This window comes from Candidimonas humi (genome assembly GCF_019166065.1).
Classification (GTDB): domain Bacteria; phylum Pseudomonadota; class Gammaproteobacteria; order Burkholderiales; family Burkholderiaceae_B; genus Candidimonas; species Candidimonas humi.
In genome coordinates this window covers 722,644-738,946 of the sequence record NZ_JAHTBN010000002.1, presented here as the reverse complement: position 1 = coordinate 738,946, position 16,303 = coordinate 722,644, and the positions used below count along the sequence as shown (strand labels likewise).

Genomic DNA, 16,303 nt, shown 5'->3' with positions numbered 1-16,303 from the left:
CGGTGAGGGCTGGAAACTGTCTGTCATGGGAAATCCTTCGCGGCGGTCAGTAGCGGATGCGCGGGTCGAACAGGCTGTAACTCAGGTCGATCAGCAGATTGATCACGACATAGCACGCCGCAGACACCAGCAGCACGCCCTGGATGACCGGATAATCGTGGTGCAGCACGGCGTCTATGACCAGGCGCCCGACCCCGGGAATCGCGAACACGGTCTCGGTCACGACCACGCCGCCCAGCATCAGGGCGATGCCGACGCCGACGGTAGTGGCGATCGGAACGGCGGCATTGCGCAGCGCATGGCCCAGCACCGGCAGCACCGCCAGGCCCTTGGCGCGCGCTGTGCGTATGTAGTCTTCATGCAGCACGTCGAGCACCGTGGCCCGGGTCATGCGGGTAAGCAGCGCGATATACACCAGCGCCAGGTTGGCGCAGGGCAGCGCCAGGCTGCGCAACCACGGGATCAAGCCATGCGACAGGCTGACGTAGCCCTGGGTCGGAAACCATTGCAGCTTGACCCCGAAGGTGTACATGAACAGATAGCCGACCAGGAACACCGGCACCGAAAACGCCAGCACCGAGAACAACATCACAAGCCGGTCTATCCAGCTTCCGGCCCGATAGGCGGCCAGCACGCCCAGCGGTATCGCGATCACCACGGACAGCAGCGTCGTCAGTACCGCGATGGACACGGTGGGCCCCAGGCGTTGCGCCAGCAAGTGCGTGACCGGAGCCTGGGTGAATATGGAAGTGCCCAGGTCGCCGTGCAGCAGTTTCACCGCCCACAGCATGAACTGGCGCCATAGCGGCTCGTTCAGGCCCAGGGCCGCATGCAGCTTGGCGATATCGTCGGCTGTGGCGTAATCGCCGGCGATCAGGGCCGCCGGGTCGCCGGGCGACAGGTGTATCAGCAGGAACACCACGACCGCGACTACCACCACCACGGGGACCACGGCCAGGATGCGCTTGATAATGTATTGCATATGGGACTCCTGCGGCCCGCCTATATTGGACCAACTATCATGCAGGCCGGCAGGCTCATTCCATCGACGCTATTTGTCCAGAACCCAGACGTTGGGCAGGCCCCAGAGTTCGTCGGTGTGCTTGATGTCCTTGCGCGTGGCGTATACCAGCGAGAACTGGCCGATGGGCAAGTTGGGAAAGCTCGTGTAGGCCTCCACCTGGATCTCGTCCAACAGTTTCTTGCGCTGCGCCGGGTCGGTTGCGGCGATCCACTCGGAACGCAGCTTGTCCAGCTTCTCGTCGCAAGGCCAGCCCGGCAAGCTGTTGCCGCAGGCTGCCCCCAGGTAGGTGTTGTTCAGGGGCGAGTCGACGTTGAATTCGGCGGCTGCAGAGACAAACACATTCCAGCCTCCTTGCGCGACCGGACCCTTCTTGGCGCGCCGCGCCGACAGCGTGGCCCAGTCCATGGACTGCACATCCACATTAATGCCGATCTTCTGCATGTCCTGGATGGTCACCAGCGCAGCCGCATTCAGGTAGGCAACGTCCGTGGGCAGCAGCACAGCGATCTTCTGGCCCTTGTATCCCGATTCGGCCAGCAGCTTCTTCGCCAGGGCGATATCCGGCTTGCGATACGGTGCCGAGCCGGCATCCGTGTCATTGGCGCTCCCGCAGATGAAGAAGGTCGCGCAGTACTTCTTGCGCAGATTGTCGGGGTAACCCATGGCGCTGGTCACCTCGTTCTGGTCGATGGCATGGGCCACGGCCTGCCGCATCTTGACATTGTCGAATGGCGGCAAGGCCTGGTTCATGACCACGTAGACTTGCTGCTGCCCGATGACGCCGGTCTTGAGATTCTTGTCCGCGGCCAGGCCCGAGATGAAATCGGGCGGCACCTGCTCGATCATGTCGACTTCGTTGCTCTTGAGCGCAGCGGCGGCGCTATTGGAATCGGGCAGTATCACCCATTCCACGCGATCCACGTGCGAGGCCTTGTTGCCCGCCAGCCCGCTGGGGGCTTCCTTGCGCGGCACATAGGCGGGGTTGCGCACGAACACGACCTTGTTGCCCGGCACCCATTCGTCGCGCTTGAACAGATACGGGCCCGAGCCATCCACTTCGGAGATCGGCTTGTTGGTAGGCATGTCGGCGAGCCGGGCCGGCATGATGAACGCCGGATAACTGGACACCTTGGCCAGGCCGTCGAGCACCAGCCCGAAGGGCTGCTGCAGGGTCAGCTTGAAAGTGTTGTCGTTGACCACGCTCCATTGCCCGCCGGCCTTGGTCATGGCGTGTCCGATATTGTCGCGGGCGGCCCAGCGCTTGAGCGAAGCCACGCAATCGGCCGCGGTAACCGGCTTGCCGTCGCTGAATTTCAGGCCCGGACGCAAGGTAAATGTCCATTCCTTGCCGTCGTCCGACTTCTTGTAGGTATCGACCATCTCGGGCTGGGGCTGGCCCTTGGCATCCATGGCGAACAAGGTGTCATAGACCATGTAGCCGAAATTGCGGGTAATGTACGCCGTGGTGAAGCTCGGATCCAGAATCTTCAGATCGGCGTAGGGCACCATCTTCAGCGTCTTGGCATGGGCCTGCACCCCGCAAAGGGCGCCGGAGATTGCGAGCGCTGCCGCGAGCGGGGCGAGAATACGATTTTTCATGTCTCTGTCCAGGAATGAAATTGTTGACGACGAGCTGCGATTTTCGATGAATCGCGAATCACTGTGCCTGAGTCAGGGCGCCCGCTTGCGAGGCGCTACTCCTGCCCAGATGACCGCTAGTCCGGTATTTTCCATTTTTACCTCCCCCTTGTGTGTTTATCTTGCTATATATTGTTGCGCCATGCCCGCGGCCGCACGGCTACAAGGGCCACTTGGGCCGCTTGATATGCTTGTACGGCAGAGTCTTCCAGTCGGGGCTGGCCACGCCCTTGCCGCCCACGTAGATGATCTGGCGCGCAACCTTGGAAAAAGAGGCATGGAAATGCTGGGCGGATTTCACCACCACGATTTTCTTGGCGGACAGATCGCAGCCTAGTTGGGTGAACAGGTCCGTATTCATGGCCTGGTTGCGTGCGGTGGTCAGGACGATCTCGATGCCCTGGGCTTCGACCAGCGCAGAATTCCCCACGCGCACCGGCGCGCCGGTCAGCCCCGTCATGAGCATGTCTGGCTTGATGGCCTTGACAGTACAGACCACGTCCACCGGATCGCCGGACAACGGCCCGATCTTGCCGCCCAGCCGCATGGCCAGGGTGGCGCCCGGTTTGGCGTCGAAGGCGATGCGCACCGCGCCCGGATCCCACAGAGGCCCCAGCGCGGCATTGCGGATGCCGCGCTCCAGCATGCGGCGCAGGACGAACGTCGAGTCGCCCGGCGCCCCGCTGCCCGGATTGTCCGGCCGATCGGCCAGCACTACCGGGCCGCCGTCGATGGCCAGGGCCTCGTCCAGCGCCGTGTCGATGTCGCGATAAGGCACCATCAATTGCTCGCGCATGGCGATCAGTTCGTCGGCCAGTTGCCGGGCCAGCCGCTGCGCCGCCTCGGGCTTGCCGTCGCTGTACACCAGGACCTTGGTGCCCATGTCCGGCACATCGCCCGTGGCAAAACCATGGGCGACGGAGATCGACAGGATGGAATCCTTGCCTTCCAGGGACTGGATCCGACTCACAAAGCTTTGGCCCGGGTCACGCGTGGTGTGCATGGGCACGATCATGTCGCAATCGACCACGGCGGCTACGGGCTGCACGCGTTTCTCGTACTTGGCCAGGCACAATTCCACGAGCTCTTCGGCACGCTCGACGATATCGGTGTGCGGGTATTCTTTGAACAGCACCAGCACGTCGGCCTTTTCGACCATCGTAGGACTGAGATGGCAATGCAGGTCGAGTTCGGCGCCTATGATGGCCTTGGGCCCGGCCATCTCGCGCACGCGGGCCAGGATGTCGCCTTCGCAGTCGGGGTAGCCGTCGGCCACCATGGCACCGTGCAGGCTCAGCAGCACCATGTCCACAGGCAACGCCCGGCGCAAGTCGCCCAGCAATTCGTCGCGCAAAGCCTCGTAGGCGCTGCGGGTGGTGATGCCGCTGGGCGGCGCCGAAGACACCATGCCTTCATGGACTTCCCAGCCGAGCTCGGCGCCGCGACGGCGGGCTATGGCCAGCGGCGCGCCATACAGGGTGGGGCTGTCGGGATATTGCCCCGCGGGATAATATTCATGGGCCTGGAACGCCTCGATACTGGTCGGAATAGGTGAAAAAGTATTGGTTTCCGTGCCCAGCGCCCCGCTGAATACCTTCATGATCTTCCTTTGATCTTGGACCTGTCGACGCACCAGCCTCTATGGGATCCAATGAGTTTCGACGACAAAGTATGACGCCGGTCATTATCGGATTGCGATTCGACCATTGGCAAATAGCCAATTCTACAGAATGAATAACCTTTGGTTATAGTGCCTGGAATACGATGGATATTCGAATACCCAAGCCATGCCCATGGTCATGGGCGCGCCAGCCTCGCGAAACTCGGGATGACAGGCTTCGCGGCACGTTCCGCTTGCAGTGGTACAGTATCGCGGAACCTGCCGCCGCCGGGCGTTGCGGCGCCACGCGACCCGAACTATAGCAAGAGCTTCCTCTCCGAAGGCGGATCCATAATGCGGCTGCGCCACATAGAAATCTTCGGCGCCATTTGGCGCACCGGCTCCCTGACCGAGGCAGCCGAAGCACTGCACGTATCCCAGCCCGCGGCCAGCAAGCTTCTGGCCAATGCCGAGGCTCAGCTCGGATTCAAGCTGTTCGAGCGAGTCAAGGGGCGATTGCGCGCGACTCGCGAGGCCGAAGTACTGGCCCCGCAAGTCGCCCGCCTGCAGCAAGAGCTGACCAACGTGCGGCGTTTGGCCTATAGCCTCAAGCATAGTCACCAGGGCCATCTGCGCATAGGCAGTACGCCGGCGCTGGGCCTGGGCTTGCTGCCCTCGGTGGTGCGGCACAGCCAGCGCACACAGCCGCATGTCACGTTCGATCTGCATACGCATCACAGCGGCGAACTGGTGGAAGGGCTGCTCGCCCGCGAGCTGGACCTGATCGTCACCTTCGACCAGAATGAATACCCGGGACTGCGGCGCATACATGTGGGACACACGGAACTAGTCTATATGTCGCGCCTGCACAAACCCGGCCCCGTAAAACTGCGCGACCTCCCCAAGCGCGATTTCATAGCGCTGGAAGCCCGCGACCCCTCGGGCCTGCTGCTGCAGCAGGCCATGGACGCCGAGGGCCTGAGCATGAACATCATCGCGCAGGTACAGACCCACTACGTAGCCTGTGCACTGGTAGAGGCCGGCTGCGGCGACACCATTGTCGACCTGATCACCGGGCGCACCATGCTGCGCCCCGGCCTGACGCTCTGCCGCCTCGCGCCTCGCATCGATGTGCCTATCAGCGTCATGGTCCGCACCGACGACCCCTTGTCGGCCCAGCACCAGGCCTTCATCGACAGGCTGCAAACAGTCTGCAAGCAGATCATGCTGCCCGAAAATCAAGACAGCCTGCAGGGCTGATAGCGGTCACTATCGAAACGAGCGCCGAACGCTCCCATATCGCAAGGTTATGGCTACCTCCGATATTGGAATTGACGCTCTCGCAGCCCCAAGCCCAGAATCCCACATCTTTTGTGGGTGGGTCACAAGCCATGCATGTTTGCGTGATCGGAGCGGGGGTCGTCGGCGTGACGTCGGCCTATCAACTGGCGCGGGATGGACATCAAGTCACCTTGCTGGAGGTCGGCGCCGAGCCCGCCGGCCAGACCAGCTTCGCCAATGGCGGGCAACTCAGCTATAGCTACGTGGCGCCGCTGGCCGGGCCCGGAGTAATCCCCAACATGCCCAGATGGCTGTGGCAGAAAGACTCCCCCTTGCGCTTCCGCCCGCGCTGGGACCCTCATCAATGGCGCTGGATTGCCGCCTTCATGCGCGACTGCCGCTCGTCCGTGGCACGCGCATCGACAGCGCAGATGCTGACGCTGTCCTACCTGAGCCGCGAAACCCTGCATACGCTGCTGCAGGACGAACCCCTGGATTTCGACCTGCGGCGCAACGGCAAGCTCATCGTCTACCGCGACCCCGCGCTGCTGGAAAAGGCTCGTACGCAGGTCGCCTACCAGGCGGCGCACGGCTCGAGCCAGCGCATACTGACGCCGGCGCAAGTCCTGCAGCTGGAACCGGCATTGCAATCCTTCGGCAACACCATGGCCGGCGCCGTCTACACGGCCGACGAGGAAACCGGCGACTGCCGCAAGTTCACCCAAGGCCTGTTCGACCGCTTGCAGCAGTTCCCCCGCATGACGCGCTTGCTCAAGACCGGGGTGCTGAACTTGCGGCGCGAGCAGGGGCGCATCGTTGCCGCCTGCACCTCTGCCGGCGACATCGAAGCCGACTCGTATGTGGTCGCCAATGGCATGGGCAGCCGCGCGCTGCTGCGCCCCCTGGGCCATGACGTGCCTATCTATGCGCTGAAAGGCTATAGCCTGAGCATCCCACTGCCGGCAGCCGAAGAAAGCGCGGCCCCGGCCATCAGCGTCACCGACTACCAGCGGCGCATCGTCTACGCCCGTATCGGCGCCTCGCTGAGGGCGGCGGCCATGGTCGACATCGGCTATGACGATACCCGCCCCAGCCCCGAACGCATCGGAGGACTGGCCCGCCAGGTGCGCGAGGCCTTTGCGCGCCTCGACCTGGGCCGGGCACTGCCGTGGGCCGGCCTGCGCCCCGCTACGCCCTCGGGCAAGCCCATCATCGGCGCCAGCCCCGCGGCGAAGAACCTGTGGTTGAATATCGGCCAAGGAGCGCTCGGCTTCACGCTGGCCTGCGGCAGCGCCGCGCTGCTGGCGGCCCAGATGGCGGGCCGGCGCCCGCCCATAGACCCGACCCCATTCCATCTGCATGCTGCCTGAAGATTTCGTTTTCGAACGTTCGATCGCCGAACTGCAGGACGCCATGTCAGCAGGGCACTGCACGTCGCGCGACTTGGTACAGGCCTACCTGCGCCGCATCGCGGCTTACGACCACCTCGGCCCGGCACTCAATTCGATTGTCGCGCTGAACCCGGCCGCCGCCGCACAGGCCGGCGAACTCGACGCCGAGCGCGGCGCCGGGCGCTTGCGCGGACCGCTGCATGGGATACCCATACTGCTGAAAGACAATTTCGACGCGGCCGACATGCCGACCACCGGCGGCACGCGGGCCCTGGCCGGACACAGGCCCGAGCGCGACGCATTCCAGGTACGGCGCCTGCGGCAGGCCGGGGCTGTCATCCTGGGCAAGACCACCATGCATGAGCTGGCCTGCGGCATCACCAATATATCGTCGCTGACGGGCGTCACGCGCAATCCGTACGACCCGCAACGCGTGCCTGGCGGTTCCAGCGGGGGCACGGCCGCTGCGGTCGCGGCCTCCTTCGCCGCCGCCGGCATGGGCAGCGATACCTGCGGCTCGATCCGCATTCCCGCCGCATGCCAGAACCTGGTGGGGCTGCGCGCCACGCAAGGCCTGTCCAGCCGTTCCGGGATCATGCCGCTGTCCCCTACCCAGGACCTGGGCGGCCCCCTTGCCCGCACGGTTCGCGACCTGGCCATCATGCTCGACGCTACTGTGGGCCCCGATCCCGACGACCCGCCGACGCTGGAAGCCGCAAGCCACATTCCCGCCTCCTACCTGGCGGGGCTGCGGGACAAGGCCCTTGCCGCCGCACGCATCGGCGTGCCGGCCGATTTGTTCGGCACACAAGCCGAAGAACAGGAAGTCTCGGACATCGTGCGCCGCGCCATCGAAACCATGCGCGGCCTGGGCGCGCAGGTCGTGGACGTGCAGATTCCCGGACTGGCGGACGCCATGCGTGACAGCAACGTCATCGCCCATGAATTCAAGTTCGCCCTGGCCGCCTACTTGGCCAGCCACGCACACGCTCCGGTAAAGTCCCTGGCCGAGATCCTGCGGCAAAAGCTGCACCATCAGCAGCTCGACGCCGTATTGCGCCTGCGCGATCTTCCGGAAAGCCTGGACAGCCCAGCCTATGGCGCGGCACAGGCCGCCCGCCAAGCCTTGCGCCTGGCAGTTTGCGCCTGCATGCAGCAGCACCGGCTCGACGTACTGGCATATCCTGTGCTGCGCACCCCGCCCGTCGAGATCGGGCACGCCATGAGCGGAGCCAACAGCCAATTGAGCCCTGGTACCGGCTTGCCGGCCATCGCCATGCCCGCCGGATTTACGCAACAAGGCCTGCCGGTCGGCATCGAACTGCTGGGCCGGGCCTATGCCGAGCAGGACTTGTTGAATTATGCGGCCCACTGGGAACAAACAGGCGGTGTGCGGCGTCCGCCCCGCTACACTCCCGCGCTGGCTTGAGGCGCCGCCCATGGCTGCGGCGCAAACAGGTTATGCTGTCGGATTCAACACTCTATATATACAGGAGCCCTCATGGCCCAAGCATCCGCCCGCCATATCCTCGTCGACACCGAAGCCAAGTGCCTGGAACTCAAGAGCGCCATCGAGAACGGCGCCGACTTCGCCCAGGTCGCCAAGGAAAACTCCAGCTGCCCGTCCAGCCGTGACGGCGGCAACCTCGGTACCTTCGGCCGCGGCCAGATGGTCCGGGAATTCGACGAGGTCGTCTTCAGCGCGCCGGTCGGCGTGGTGCAAGGCCCCGTGAAGACCCAATTCGGCTACCACCTGGTCGAAGTCACGAACCGCCAGGACTGAACCCGGCGCGCCAGGCCGCGGCGGCTGGGCTTTCCCCGGCCGGCAGTGCATAGCGGCCCGAGCCATGTATCGACACGACGGTATAGGCCCCTATTGCAGGGGCCTTTTTCAAGCCTGTTTTGGCTTGGTGCGAACCGGACCCACAGCAGCGCAAGAGCGCCAGGCTAGGCGCGGATCGGGCGCAGCGGCCCGCGCCGCGCCCGATCCAGCCATACCGAAGCCAGCAGCAGCACCAGCCCACCCAGGGCAAGCAGGGTGCCCACCGGCCCCGTGGAAGTCCAGCCCAGGCCATGCGCGATGGCCATGCCGCCCAGCAGCGGCCCCAGCGCGTTGGCAAAATTGAACGCCGAATGGTTCAAGGCCGCGGCCAGGCCTTGCGCATCCCGCGCCACGTCCATCAAGCGGGTCTGCAGCACCGTGCCCAGCGCGCCGCCGATCCCGATCAGGAACACATTCACGCTTACCGCCCAGATATTGCCCGCCGTCAGCGGAAACAGGGCTGTGGCGATGGCGCTCCATACCAGCAGCCCGCCGGCGGTAGGCATCAGGGCGCGATCCGCAAACCAGGGAACCACGATATTGCCGACGGTCATGCCCACCCCGAAAATCCCCAGCACCACCGGCACGACTTGCGGCGACGCCCCAGTCACCTGCATCAGCGTGTCGGCCAGGTAGGTATAGACCGCGAACAGGCCGCCGAAGCCTATGGCGCCGGTTGCCAGCGTCAGCCATACCTGCGCATGCCGCAACGCGCCCAGTTCGCGCAAGGGGCTGGAGCCCGGCTCGGCCGGCGTGCGGGGAGCCACCAGAGCCACCAGGATGACGGTCAATATGCCCGCGAACGCCACCAGCGCAAACCCCCAGCGCCAGCCCACCGCGTGCCCGAGCCAGTTGGCGAACGGCACGCCTATGATGGTGGCGACGGTCAGCCCCAGGAACATCCGCCCCACGGCCTGGCTGCGCTTGTTCAGCGGCACCAGCGACACCGCGACCAGCGCGGCGATGCCGAAATACGCCCCATGCGGCAAGCCGCTCAGGAAGCGCAACACCAGCAGCCAATGATACGAAGGCGCAAACGCGCACAAGCCGTTGAACAGCGAGAACATCCCCATCAGCCACAGCAGCAGCGTGCGCCGCGGCATGCGCGCGGCCAGCACCGTCAGTATTGGCGCCCCCACGACCACGCCCAGCGCATAGGCGCTGATGACATGGCCGGCGGTGGGCGCGTCCACGTGCAAGTCCCGTGCGAAATACGGCAGCAGGCTCATCGTGGCGAATTCGGTGGTGCCTATGGCGAATGCGCCGATGGCAAGAGCAAAAAGGACCACGCCGGACGAATACGGCGTGGCCCCGGAATGGGAAGAAGCGCGGGTCATGCCGCTAGCGTAGCACGCGCCGGCCTGCTTCTGCCGGACAGCCCGCAGACCTTAAGGCCCCGGAGCCGGCGCCCGGGGCGACCGGCACGCGGCACGAACTGCGTGGCCCCAGGGCGAGGCATGGACCTCCGGGCAGCGGCGGGAAAAGCGGGAAGGAAAGATCAGGAGGCGCGCAAACCGTCCAGGAATTTGCGGGCCGCCTGAGCGCAGGTGTCGGGGTCGGATCCGGAAGCGTGATAGCAGTCCATGTCCAGCACCAGGACTTCGGCGTGCGGGGCATCGTGCCGGACCACCTCTGGCCCCAGCTGGCCGCCGCCCACGGCATTGGTCTCTTGCGACAGCGTGGTCAGGATGACCAGGGCCGGGCAGCTTATCTTGGGCAGATCCAGGCGAGGCTCGGTGGTGACCACCCATTTCAGGTAGGCCCTGGCGGTGGACAGAGCCGTGGCGCCCATCATGTCCACCCACCAATCGATGCAGCGCGGGTCCGTATCGCGGCCCAGCCTGGCCGGCATGGTGGCACGCGCCCAATCGCGCATGCCGTGTTCCGCCATGTACGGCACCCAGTCGCTATTGCCGGGGCTGGACAAAGGCGGGCAGGCCAGGGTCAGCGACTTCACCAGGTCCGGCCGGGTCGCCGCCAGGCGCATCACGCTGATGCAGCCGCTTTTGCCCGCCACCACATGCACCGGCCCGCCAGCCAGGTGGTTGATGACGCGCACCAGGTCATCGACAACCAGCTCGGTAGAGAACTTGAACGACTCGGCCACGGGCCCCGTCTTGCCGAATCCCCTCAAGTCCAGCAGCAGCAAGCGGTAGTTGCGGGCCAGGTGGGGGATCCAGCCTCGCCAGCATGTGGTGTTCTCGGTGAAACCATGCACGAACAGCACCGTTTCCGCTGGCTTCCAGGGGTCCGTACAGTCGTGGATTTCGTAATAAGGCTTGAAGTCTTCGGATAATTCCATATAGGGCATGAGGACACTCCATTCAAAACCGGAACAAGCGGCGCGCTGCCCCGCGGGCAGCCGGGGCAATCATCGAGGCTCGACACCCGCCGCCTTGAGCGCCTGGCCTATGGACGCAATATCATGCTCCACGGCCTGCTGCAAAACCTCGGGCGGGCAGCCGATCGGGTTGACGCCTTGCGAAATGAACTTCTTGACTAGGTCCGGATCGGCCAGCGCCTGGTTGATCGCATGGTTGAGCTTGTCGACTATGGGCTTGGGCGTGCCGGCCGGCGCGAACACGGCGTTCCAGCCCGTCACGTCGAAACCCGCCAGGCCTTCCTTGGCGACCGGCGGGATCTCGGGCAAGGCCCGCGATCCATGGGCGTCCGATATCGCCAGGGCCCTGAGCTTGCCGGACTTCACCATCGCCATGGCCGAGATCGGAGCCACGAACGCGGCCTGTATGTCGCCGCGGATCAATGCCGACAGGGTCTCGGGATCGCCCTTGTATGCAACCTGGGTGAGCTTGACCCCGGCCTGCGACTGGAACAGGAGCATGCACAGGTCGCCCAGGCTGCCCACGCCCACCGCCCCGTAATTCAGGGCGCCCGGCCGCGCCTTGGCAGCGGCGATCAAGTCCTTGACGCTCTTGATCGGACTGTCCTTGTTCACCAGCAGGATTTCCGCCACCGACCCGACCTTCGAGACGGGCGCAAAGTCCTTGGCCGTGTCGTAGGGCAGGTTCTTGGTGACGCTGGGGTTCACGACATGCGACGGGAACACCATCAGCAGCGTGTAGCCGTCCGGATTGGCACGGGCGACGTAACGCGAACCGATGATGCCGCTGGCCCCGGGCTTGTTGTCCACGATCAAGCTCTGGCCCAGGATCGTGCCCACCTTCTGGGCCAGGATCCTGGCCAGGGTATCCGTGATGCCGCCGGCCCCCGACGGCACCACCAGATGTATGGGCTGGGTCGGCCATGCCGCCTTGTCCTGCGCCAGCGACGGCCGCATCAGCGCCAGGACCGCGCATGCGGACACCGCGGCAAGCAGTACTTTCTTCATTGTCTCCTCCTCATCGGCGAACAATCATGGCCGGAGACGCCCGGCCCTGTGCTGGAACCGTATCGAATGGCTACCTGACGGTTTCCCATTTCGCGAATTTCGCGAGATAGGCCTCGTCGAAGCCGAAGCCCAGGCCGGGCTCCTGGTGCAGGATCACCCGCCCGCCCTTTTGTTCGAGCTGGCGATCGACCAGTTTGCGGAAGTTCAATACCTGGTCGTCCCAGAAGAACTCCACATAGCGCGCATTGACGGTGCTCGCCACCAGCGGCGCGTGCAGGTCGTGGAACCAGTGCGGACACATCACCAGGCCGTAGCTGGACGCGGTCTGCGCAATCCGCCGCCATTCGGTGATGCCGCCGCACACCGCCGCATCGGTCTGCAGGATGGCCGCGGCGGCCTGGTCCATCAAGGCCTTGTGGTACCAGCGGCCGTAGCCGATCTCCGCCGTGGCAATAGGCACGCGGGTGCGGGCGGCCAGCCGGGCGTGGTTGGCGATGTCGTCCGGCGAGAAAGGCTCTTCGAGGAAGTACGGATCGTAGGGCTCGAAGCGCCGGACGTATTGCAGGGCCTGCGTCACGTCGGACCAGGCGTTGTTCAGGTCTATCATCAGCTCCACGCCGGGGCCCACGGCCTCCCGCGCGGCCCGCACGCGCTGCTCCTCTTCGGCCGGACTGAGGCGGCCCGATTTCATCTTCACCGCGCCGAAGCCCTTGGCCACGTAGCTGGCCATCTCCTCGCCCAGGTGCCCGGGCGTCTTGCCGTCCAGGTAGTAGCCGCCGCTGGCATAGGCCGGCACCGACTCCAGCTCGACCGCACCCAGGAACTTGTGCAGCGGCAGGCCATGGGTTCTGGCGTTCAGGTCCCACAGGGCGATGTCCAGGGCGCTGATGGCCCGCATGACAGTGCCGGACCGCCCCTGCAGCAGCGATTCCTGGTACATCTTCTGCCACAGCCCTTCGACGGCATATGAATCCTGGCCGATGAGGACCGGCGCCAGCAGTTCCTTGACGGCGGTGGTGAAGATGGCGCCGCCCGCGCTGCCTACATAGCAGAAACCAATGCCCTCTATGCCCTCGCTCGAACGCACCCTGACCAGGCCGTAGTGCCGGTGGCTGACGCTGCGATTGGAAAATGAGGTGACCCGATCCAGGGGAATACCGGGGGCGCAGACTTCTATCGATTGAATGGTAGGCATAGAATCTCTTCTCTTTGCATGATGGGGATGTGGCCCGCAGATGTAGACTGCCGTATTGCCAGGCCTCATTCTTGTCGAACAGCCGGATGCGAACAACGGCATGCGGCTGCGTTCAGAAGTTAGGAAAACAGGTTTCCAGTGTCGGGATCCGGGTATTGCCGCCACGCCGCCGGCCGGGAGGAAAATTGGACACGCGCTTTCTAGAGAGTTTCGTGCAGATCGTCGAATTCGGCTCTATTGCCGAGGCGGCGCGGCGCCTGGACCTGACGCCCACGGCAGTGTCCCTCAGAATCAAGGCGCTCGAAGCGGAAGTGGGCACCACGCTGATCGAACGTGCGGGCAGGACGGTCAGACCCACGCTCGCGGGCGGGAAAGTCATAGAGCAAGCGCGCTTGATCCTGGGCGAAGTGAAGACTTTCAATTCGCTGGCGAGCAGCACCGACCTGCCCGCCGGCCCGCTGATCCTGGGCGCCGCGCCATCGGCGCTGAAAGGGATGCTGCCGTGCATCCTGAAAAAATGGATGGCGATCTATCCCGACATCAACGTGCTGATCGAGCCCGGGCCGTCGACCCCGCTATATGATCGCGTCCAGCAGGGCGAGCTGGACGCCGCGATCCTGGTGCACCCGGCTTTCGATATTCCGAAAAGCCTCAATTGGCGATTGCTCAGGACCGAGCGCCTGATCCTGCTGACACGATCGGAAATGGCGGGCATGAATCCCTTCGACATCATCCGGCAGGCCCCGTTCATCCGCTATGACCGCAGGGTGGTGGCGGGAAAGATGGCCGCCGATTACCTGGAGGCCCACCAGATCCGGCCGCACGTCCGCCTCGAATTGGACGGCATAGACTATATCGCCAACCTGGTCGAGGCCGGCCTGGGGGTATCCGTGCTGCCCGACTGGGCCGACGCGGACCGCATCGCGCCGACGCTGCTGCGCCACAGCCTGCCCGAACACGTACCCACCCGCAACCTGGGCCTCTTGTGGCAGCGCGCCTCGGCCAGGGAAAGACTCGTACTCGCGTTTCTCGAGTTGGCCGGCCCCTGAGCACAGGCGCGCAAACCCCATGCCGGGCGGGGCCTTCATGGTTCGCGGGCGCAAGCCCCCCACAAGCCGTCAGCCGCCGGCTGGCAGGCAGATGCTGTACGAGGTGATTTGATCCAGCGTCTCGCCGAACCAGGCCTCTATGGCGGCGCGGCGATCGCCCAGGTAGGCGACCTCGCCCGCCTTGAGTGCCATGGGCAGGTCGTGCCCCGGCACCAGGATGCTGCCGGGGCGGCGCTCCCAAAGCTGGCGGATAAAAGCGATGGAAGCCCCGCTGACAGCCTGGTCGTAGGTATGGAACGCCCGTCCGCTGAGAAGTTCGGCGCGATTCTTGACCGCGTCTCCGGTAAAGATCACATCGAGGTCGCGCGTTTCCAGGACGTAGACCATATGGCCGGGCGTATGGCCAGGCGCCATGCGCGCCGACATGCCCGGGAAGACTTCTTCGCCGTCGCGCACCGTTTTCAGCCGCGGCCACCGCTTCAGCTCGCGCATGTACAGCTCGGGCACCGGAGTCGTGCCCCACGGTTCGCCCAGCGACCATTCCAGTTCGCTTTCCCCGATGACGATGCGGGCCTTGTCGAACATGGTCCAATTGATCGAATGATCATAATGGGCATGGCTGAGCAGGACGTCCGTCACATCCGACGGCGCAAGCCCCCGCTCGCCCAATTGCTTGATGATGGGCGCCCGAGCGCCGAAAGGGCCGGTATCGACAATAACGACCCGCCCGCCGCCGCGCACCAGGCTTACCGTGCTCCAGCCCAGGGCGCCATGGCACACTGTCTTTCCGGGATACCCCTGCAGCAGCACATCGATTTGGTATTCGCCGATTTGGAGTTTCATATCGCCCGCAATGTTCAGCCCAACACAGGGGCCATTATGAACCACGCCGGCACCGCTCTTCAAAGCAAAAAAACTAGCTTTTAAAACAAGCATCACCCCCTTTGACGATGCGCCGATATGAGCCATACTCGGGCGTACCCCAACTTCAATCCGACATATCGAGCGACTCATGGCAGACCAGAAAATCCGCGGCGTCCTCTCGCCAGTGCTGACTCCCTTCAATCCTGACTACTCTCCCAGCGCCTCGCGGTTCGTGGCGCACTGCAAGTCCTTGATCGCGCAGGACGTGGGCCTGGCCGTGTTCGGGACGAATTCCGAGGCGAACTCACTGTCCGTGGGCGAGAAAAAGCGGCTGCTCGATACTTTGGTCGAACAAGGCCTGCCCACCGACCGCATGATGCCCGGCACCGGCTGCTGCGCGATCACTGATTCCATCGAGCTGTCCAGGCACGCCGTGCAACTGGGCTGCGCCGGGGTCTTGATGCTGCCGCCCTTCTACTACAAAGGCGTCAGCGACGAAGGCCTGTACAGGAATTACGCGACGGTCATCGATGCCGTCGCCGATGCCAGGCTGAAGATCTATCTCTATCATATTCCGCCGGTATCCCAGGTCGGCATCAGCTTGGCCCTGATCGAACGCCTCTTGAAGGCCTATCCCCAGGCCATCGCCGGCATCAAGGACAGCTCCGGAAACTGGGACAACACGCTGGCGATGCTGCAGCAGTTCCAGCCCCACGGCTTCGACGTATTCGCCGGAAGCGAAACCTTTCTGCTGCAAACCTTGCGCCACGGGGGCGCGGGCTGCATCACCGCCACCGGCAACGTCAATGCACGCGCCATCTCCATGCTTCATGCAACCTGGCGCCAGGAAGACGCCGATGCGCAGCAGGCGGCGCTGGACCAGGTGCGCGGCATCTTCCAGAAGCAGCCCATGATACCGGCCATGAAGGCGGCCATCGCCTGGCAGGCGCAAGACCCGTCGTGGTCGGTGATGCGCCCGCCGCTGGTCGAACTCACCCAAGAGCAACTCACCCAGCTGAAGAGCGACCTGCAGGCCATCGATTTCCGCATCGAGAATGCGGCGTCGCTGGCGGGCGCGGACGCCTGATCC

The 16,303-nt window shown here is 64.5% G+C and carries 14 protein-coding genes; 6 read left to right on the top strand and 8 right to left on the bottom strand.

Annotation, left to right across the window (positions count from 1 at the left end):
• Positions 1 to 46: 46 nt before the first annotated feature.
• The 3 genes from KVP10_RS06795 to KVP10_RS06785 form a co-directional block, all read right to left on the bottom strand.
• Positions 47 to 982, bottom strand: a complete 936-nt coding sequence (locus tag KVP10_RS06795; protein ID WP_217963740.1) for an ABC transporter permease — start codon at positions 980 to 982, stop codon at positions 47 to 49.
• A gap of 69 nt (positions 983 to 1,051) precedes the next feature.
• Positions 1,052 to 2,623 (bottom strand): ABC transporter substrate-binding protein, encoded by a 1,572-nt coding sequence (locus KVP10_RS06790; protein ID WP_217963739.1) that lies wholly within the window; start codon positions 2,621 to 2,623, stop codon positions 1,052 to 1,054.
• 199 nt (positions 2,624 to 2,822) lie between these two features.
• The gene (locus tag KVP10_RS06785; RefSeq protein ID WP_217963738.1) at positions 2,823 to 4,262 is read right to left on the bottom strand and encodes a M81 family metallopeptidase; all 1,440 of its coding nucleotides are present in this window, start codon (positions 4,260 to 4,262) and stop codon (positions 2,823 to 2,825) included.
• Between the two features lie 354 nt (positions 4,263 to 4,616).
• Here KVP10_RS06785 and KVP10_RS06780 point away from each other — a divergent pair, with 354 nt between their 5' ends.
• The 4 genes from KVP10_RS06780 (at position 4,617) to KVP10_RS06765 (ending at position 8,717) form a co-directional block, all read left to right on the top strand.
• Positions 4,617 to 5,522, top strand: coding sequence for a LysR family transcriptional regulator (locus KVP10_RS06780; RefSeq protein ID WP_217963737.1), 906 nt, complete (start codon positions 4,617 to 4,619; stop codon positions 5,520 to 5,522).
• A 131-nt stretch (positions 5,523 to 5,653) separates the two neighbouring features.
• A complete protein-coding gene (locus KVP10_RS06775) occupies positions 5,654 to 6,913 on the top strand; it encodes a D-amino acid dehydrogenase (protein WP_217963736.1) in 1,260 nt (419 codons plus the stop codon).
• Positions 6,903 to 8,363: an amidase gene (locus KVP10_RS06770; protein ID WP_217963735.1), complete on the top strand. Its 1,461-nt coding sequence runs from the start codon at positions 6,903 to 6,905 to the stop codon at positions 8,361 to 8,363. Before KVP10_RS06775 ends, KVP10_RS06770 begins: the two co-directional genes overlap by 11 nt.
• Positions 8,364 to 8,435: 72 nt before the next feature.
• Complete coding sequence (locus KVP10_RS06765; protein WP_217963734.1) at positions 8,436 to 8,717, top strand: peptidylprolyl isomerase; 282 nt, start codon at positions 8,436 to 8,438, stop codon at positions 8,715 to 8,717.
• 164 nt (positions 8,718 to 8,881) lie between these two features.
• Here KVP10_RS06765 and KVP10_RS06760 read toward each other — a convergent pair whose 3' ends face one another.
• The 4 genes from KVP10_RS06760 to KVP10_RS06745 all read right to left on the bottom strand — a co-directional run bounded on the left by KVP10_RS06760 (position 8,882) and on the right by KVP10_RS06745 (position 13,300).
• Complete coding sequence (locus KVP10_RS06760; protein WP_217963733.1) at positions 8,882 to 10,093, bottom strand: MFS transporter; 1,212 nt, start codon at positions 10,091 to 10,093, stop codon at positions 8,882 to 8,884.
• Positions 10,094 to 10,254: 161 nt separating this feature from the next.
• Positions 10,255 to 11,067, bottom strand: coding sequence for an alpha/beta fold hydrolase (locus tag KVP10_RS06755; protein WP_217963732.1), 813 nt, complete (start codon positions 11,065 to 11,067; stop codon positions 10,255 to 10,257).
• Between the two features lie 60 nt (positions 11,068 to 11,127).
• Positions 11,128 to 12,105 (bottom strand): Bug family tripartite tricarboxylate transporter substrate binding protein, encoded by a 978-nt coding sequence (locus KVP10_RS06750; protein ID WP_217963731.1) that lies wholly within the window; start codon positions 12,103 to 12,105, stop codon positions 11,128 to 11,130.
• Between the two features lie 70 nt (positions 12,106 to 12,175).
• Entirely contained in the window at positions 12,176 to 13,300 is a 1,125-nt protein-coding gene (locus tag KVP10_RS06745) for a mandelate racemase/muconate lactonizing enzyme family protein (RefSeq protein WP_217963730.1), read from the bottom strand.
• A 185-nt stretch (positions 13,301 to 13,485) separates the two neighbouring features.
• Here KVP10_RS06745 and KVP10_RS06740 point away from each other — a divergent pair, with 185 nt between their 5' ends.
• Positions 13,486 to 14,349, top strand: coding sequence for a LysR family transcriptional regulator (locus KVP10_RS06740; protein ID WP_217963729.1), 864 nt, complete (start codon positions 13,486 to 13,488; stop codon positions 14,347 to 14,349).
• 69 nt (positions 14,350 to 14,418) lie between these two features.
• On the opposite strand, the gene KVP10_RS06735 is transcribed toward KVP10_RS06740, so the two are convergent.
• Positions 14,419 to 15,192, bottom strand: a complete 774-nt coding sequence (locus KVP10_RS06735) for an MBL fold metallo-hydrolase (RefSeq protein ID WP_217963728.1) — start codon at positions 15,190 to 15,192, stop codon at positions 14,419 to 14,421.
• 169 nt (positions 15,193 to 15,361) lie between these two features.
• Between KVP10_RS06735 and KVP10_RS06730 the strand changes: the two genes are divergently transcribed.
• The gene (locus KVP10_RS06730) at positions 15,362 to 16,300 is read left to right on the top strand and encodes a dihydrodipicolinate synthase family protein (protein ID WP_217963727.1); all 939 of its coding nucleotides are present in this window, start codon (positions 15,362 to 15,364) and stop codon (positions 16,298 to 16,300) included.
• Positions 16,301 to 16,303 lie beyond the last annotated feature (3 nt).

What these genes read in the sequence shown, in the direction of transcription:
- KVP10_RS06735 (WP_217963728.1), bottom strand. Translation starts at nt 15,192, where the DNA reads ATGAAACTCCAAATCGGCGAATACCAAATCGATGTGCTGCTGCAGGGG.
- KVP10_RS06750 (WP_217963731.1), bottom strand. Translation starts at nt 12,105, where the DNA reads ATGAAGAAAGTACTGCTTGCCGCGGTGTCCGCATGCGCGGTCCTGGCG.
- KVP10_RS06770 (WP_217963735.1), top strand. Translation starts at nt 6,903, where the DNA reads ATGCTGCCTGAAGATTTCGTTTTCGAACGTTCGATCGCCGAACTGCAG.
- KVP10_RS06730 (WP_217963727.1), top strand. Translation starts at nt 15,362, where the DNA reads ATGGCAGACCAGAAAATCCGCGGCGTCCTCTCGCCAGTGCTGACTCCC.
- KVP10_RS06765 (WP_217963734.1), top strand. Translation starts at nt 8,436, where the DNA reads ATGGCCCAAGCATCCGCCCGCCATATCCTCGTCGACACCGAAGCCAAG.
- KVP10_RS06785 (WP_217963738.1), bottom strand. Translation starts at nt 4,262, where the DNA reads ATGAAGGTATTCAGCGGGGCGCTGGGCACGGAAACCAATACTTTTTCA.
- KVP10_RS06795 (WP_217963740.1), bottom strand. Translation starts at nt 982, where the DNA reads ATGCAATACATTATCAAGCGCATCCTGGCCGTGGTCCCCGTGGTGGTG.
- KVP10_RS06745 (WP_217963730.1), bottom strand. Translation starts at nt 13,300, where the DNA reads ATGCCTACCATTCAATCGATAGAAGTCTGCGCCCCCGGTATTCCCCTG.
- KVP10_RS06780 (WP_217963737.1), top strand. Translation starts at nt 4,617, where the DNA reads ATGCGGCTGCGCCACATAGAAATCTTCGGCGCCATTTGGCGCACCGGC.
- KVP10_RS06790 (WP_217963739.1), bottom strand. Translation starts at nt 2,623, where the DNA reads ATGAAAAATCGTATTCTCGCCCCGCTCGCGGCAGCGCTCGCAATCTCC.
- KVP10_RS06775 (WP_217963736.1), top strand. Translation starts at nt 5,654, where the DNA reads ATGCATGTTTGCGTGATCGGAGCGGGGGTCGTCGGCGTGACGTCGGCC.
- KVP10_RS06760 (WP_217963733.1), bottom strand. Translation starts at nt 10,093, where the DNA reads ATGACCCGCGCTTCTTCCCATTCCGGGGCCACGCCGTATTCGTCCGGC.
- KVP10_RS06755 (WP_217963732.1), bottom strand. Translation starts at nt 11,067, where the DNA reads ATGCCCTATATGGAATTATCCGAAGACTTCAAGCCTTATTACGAAATC.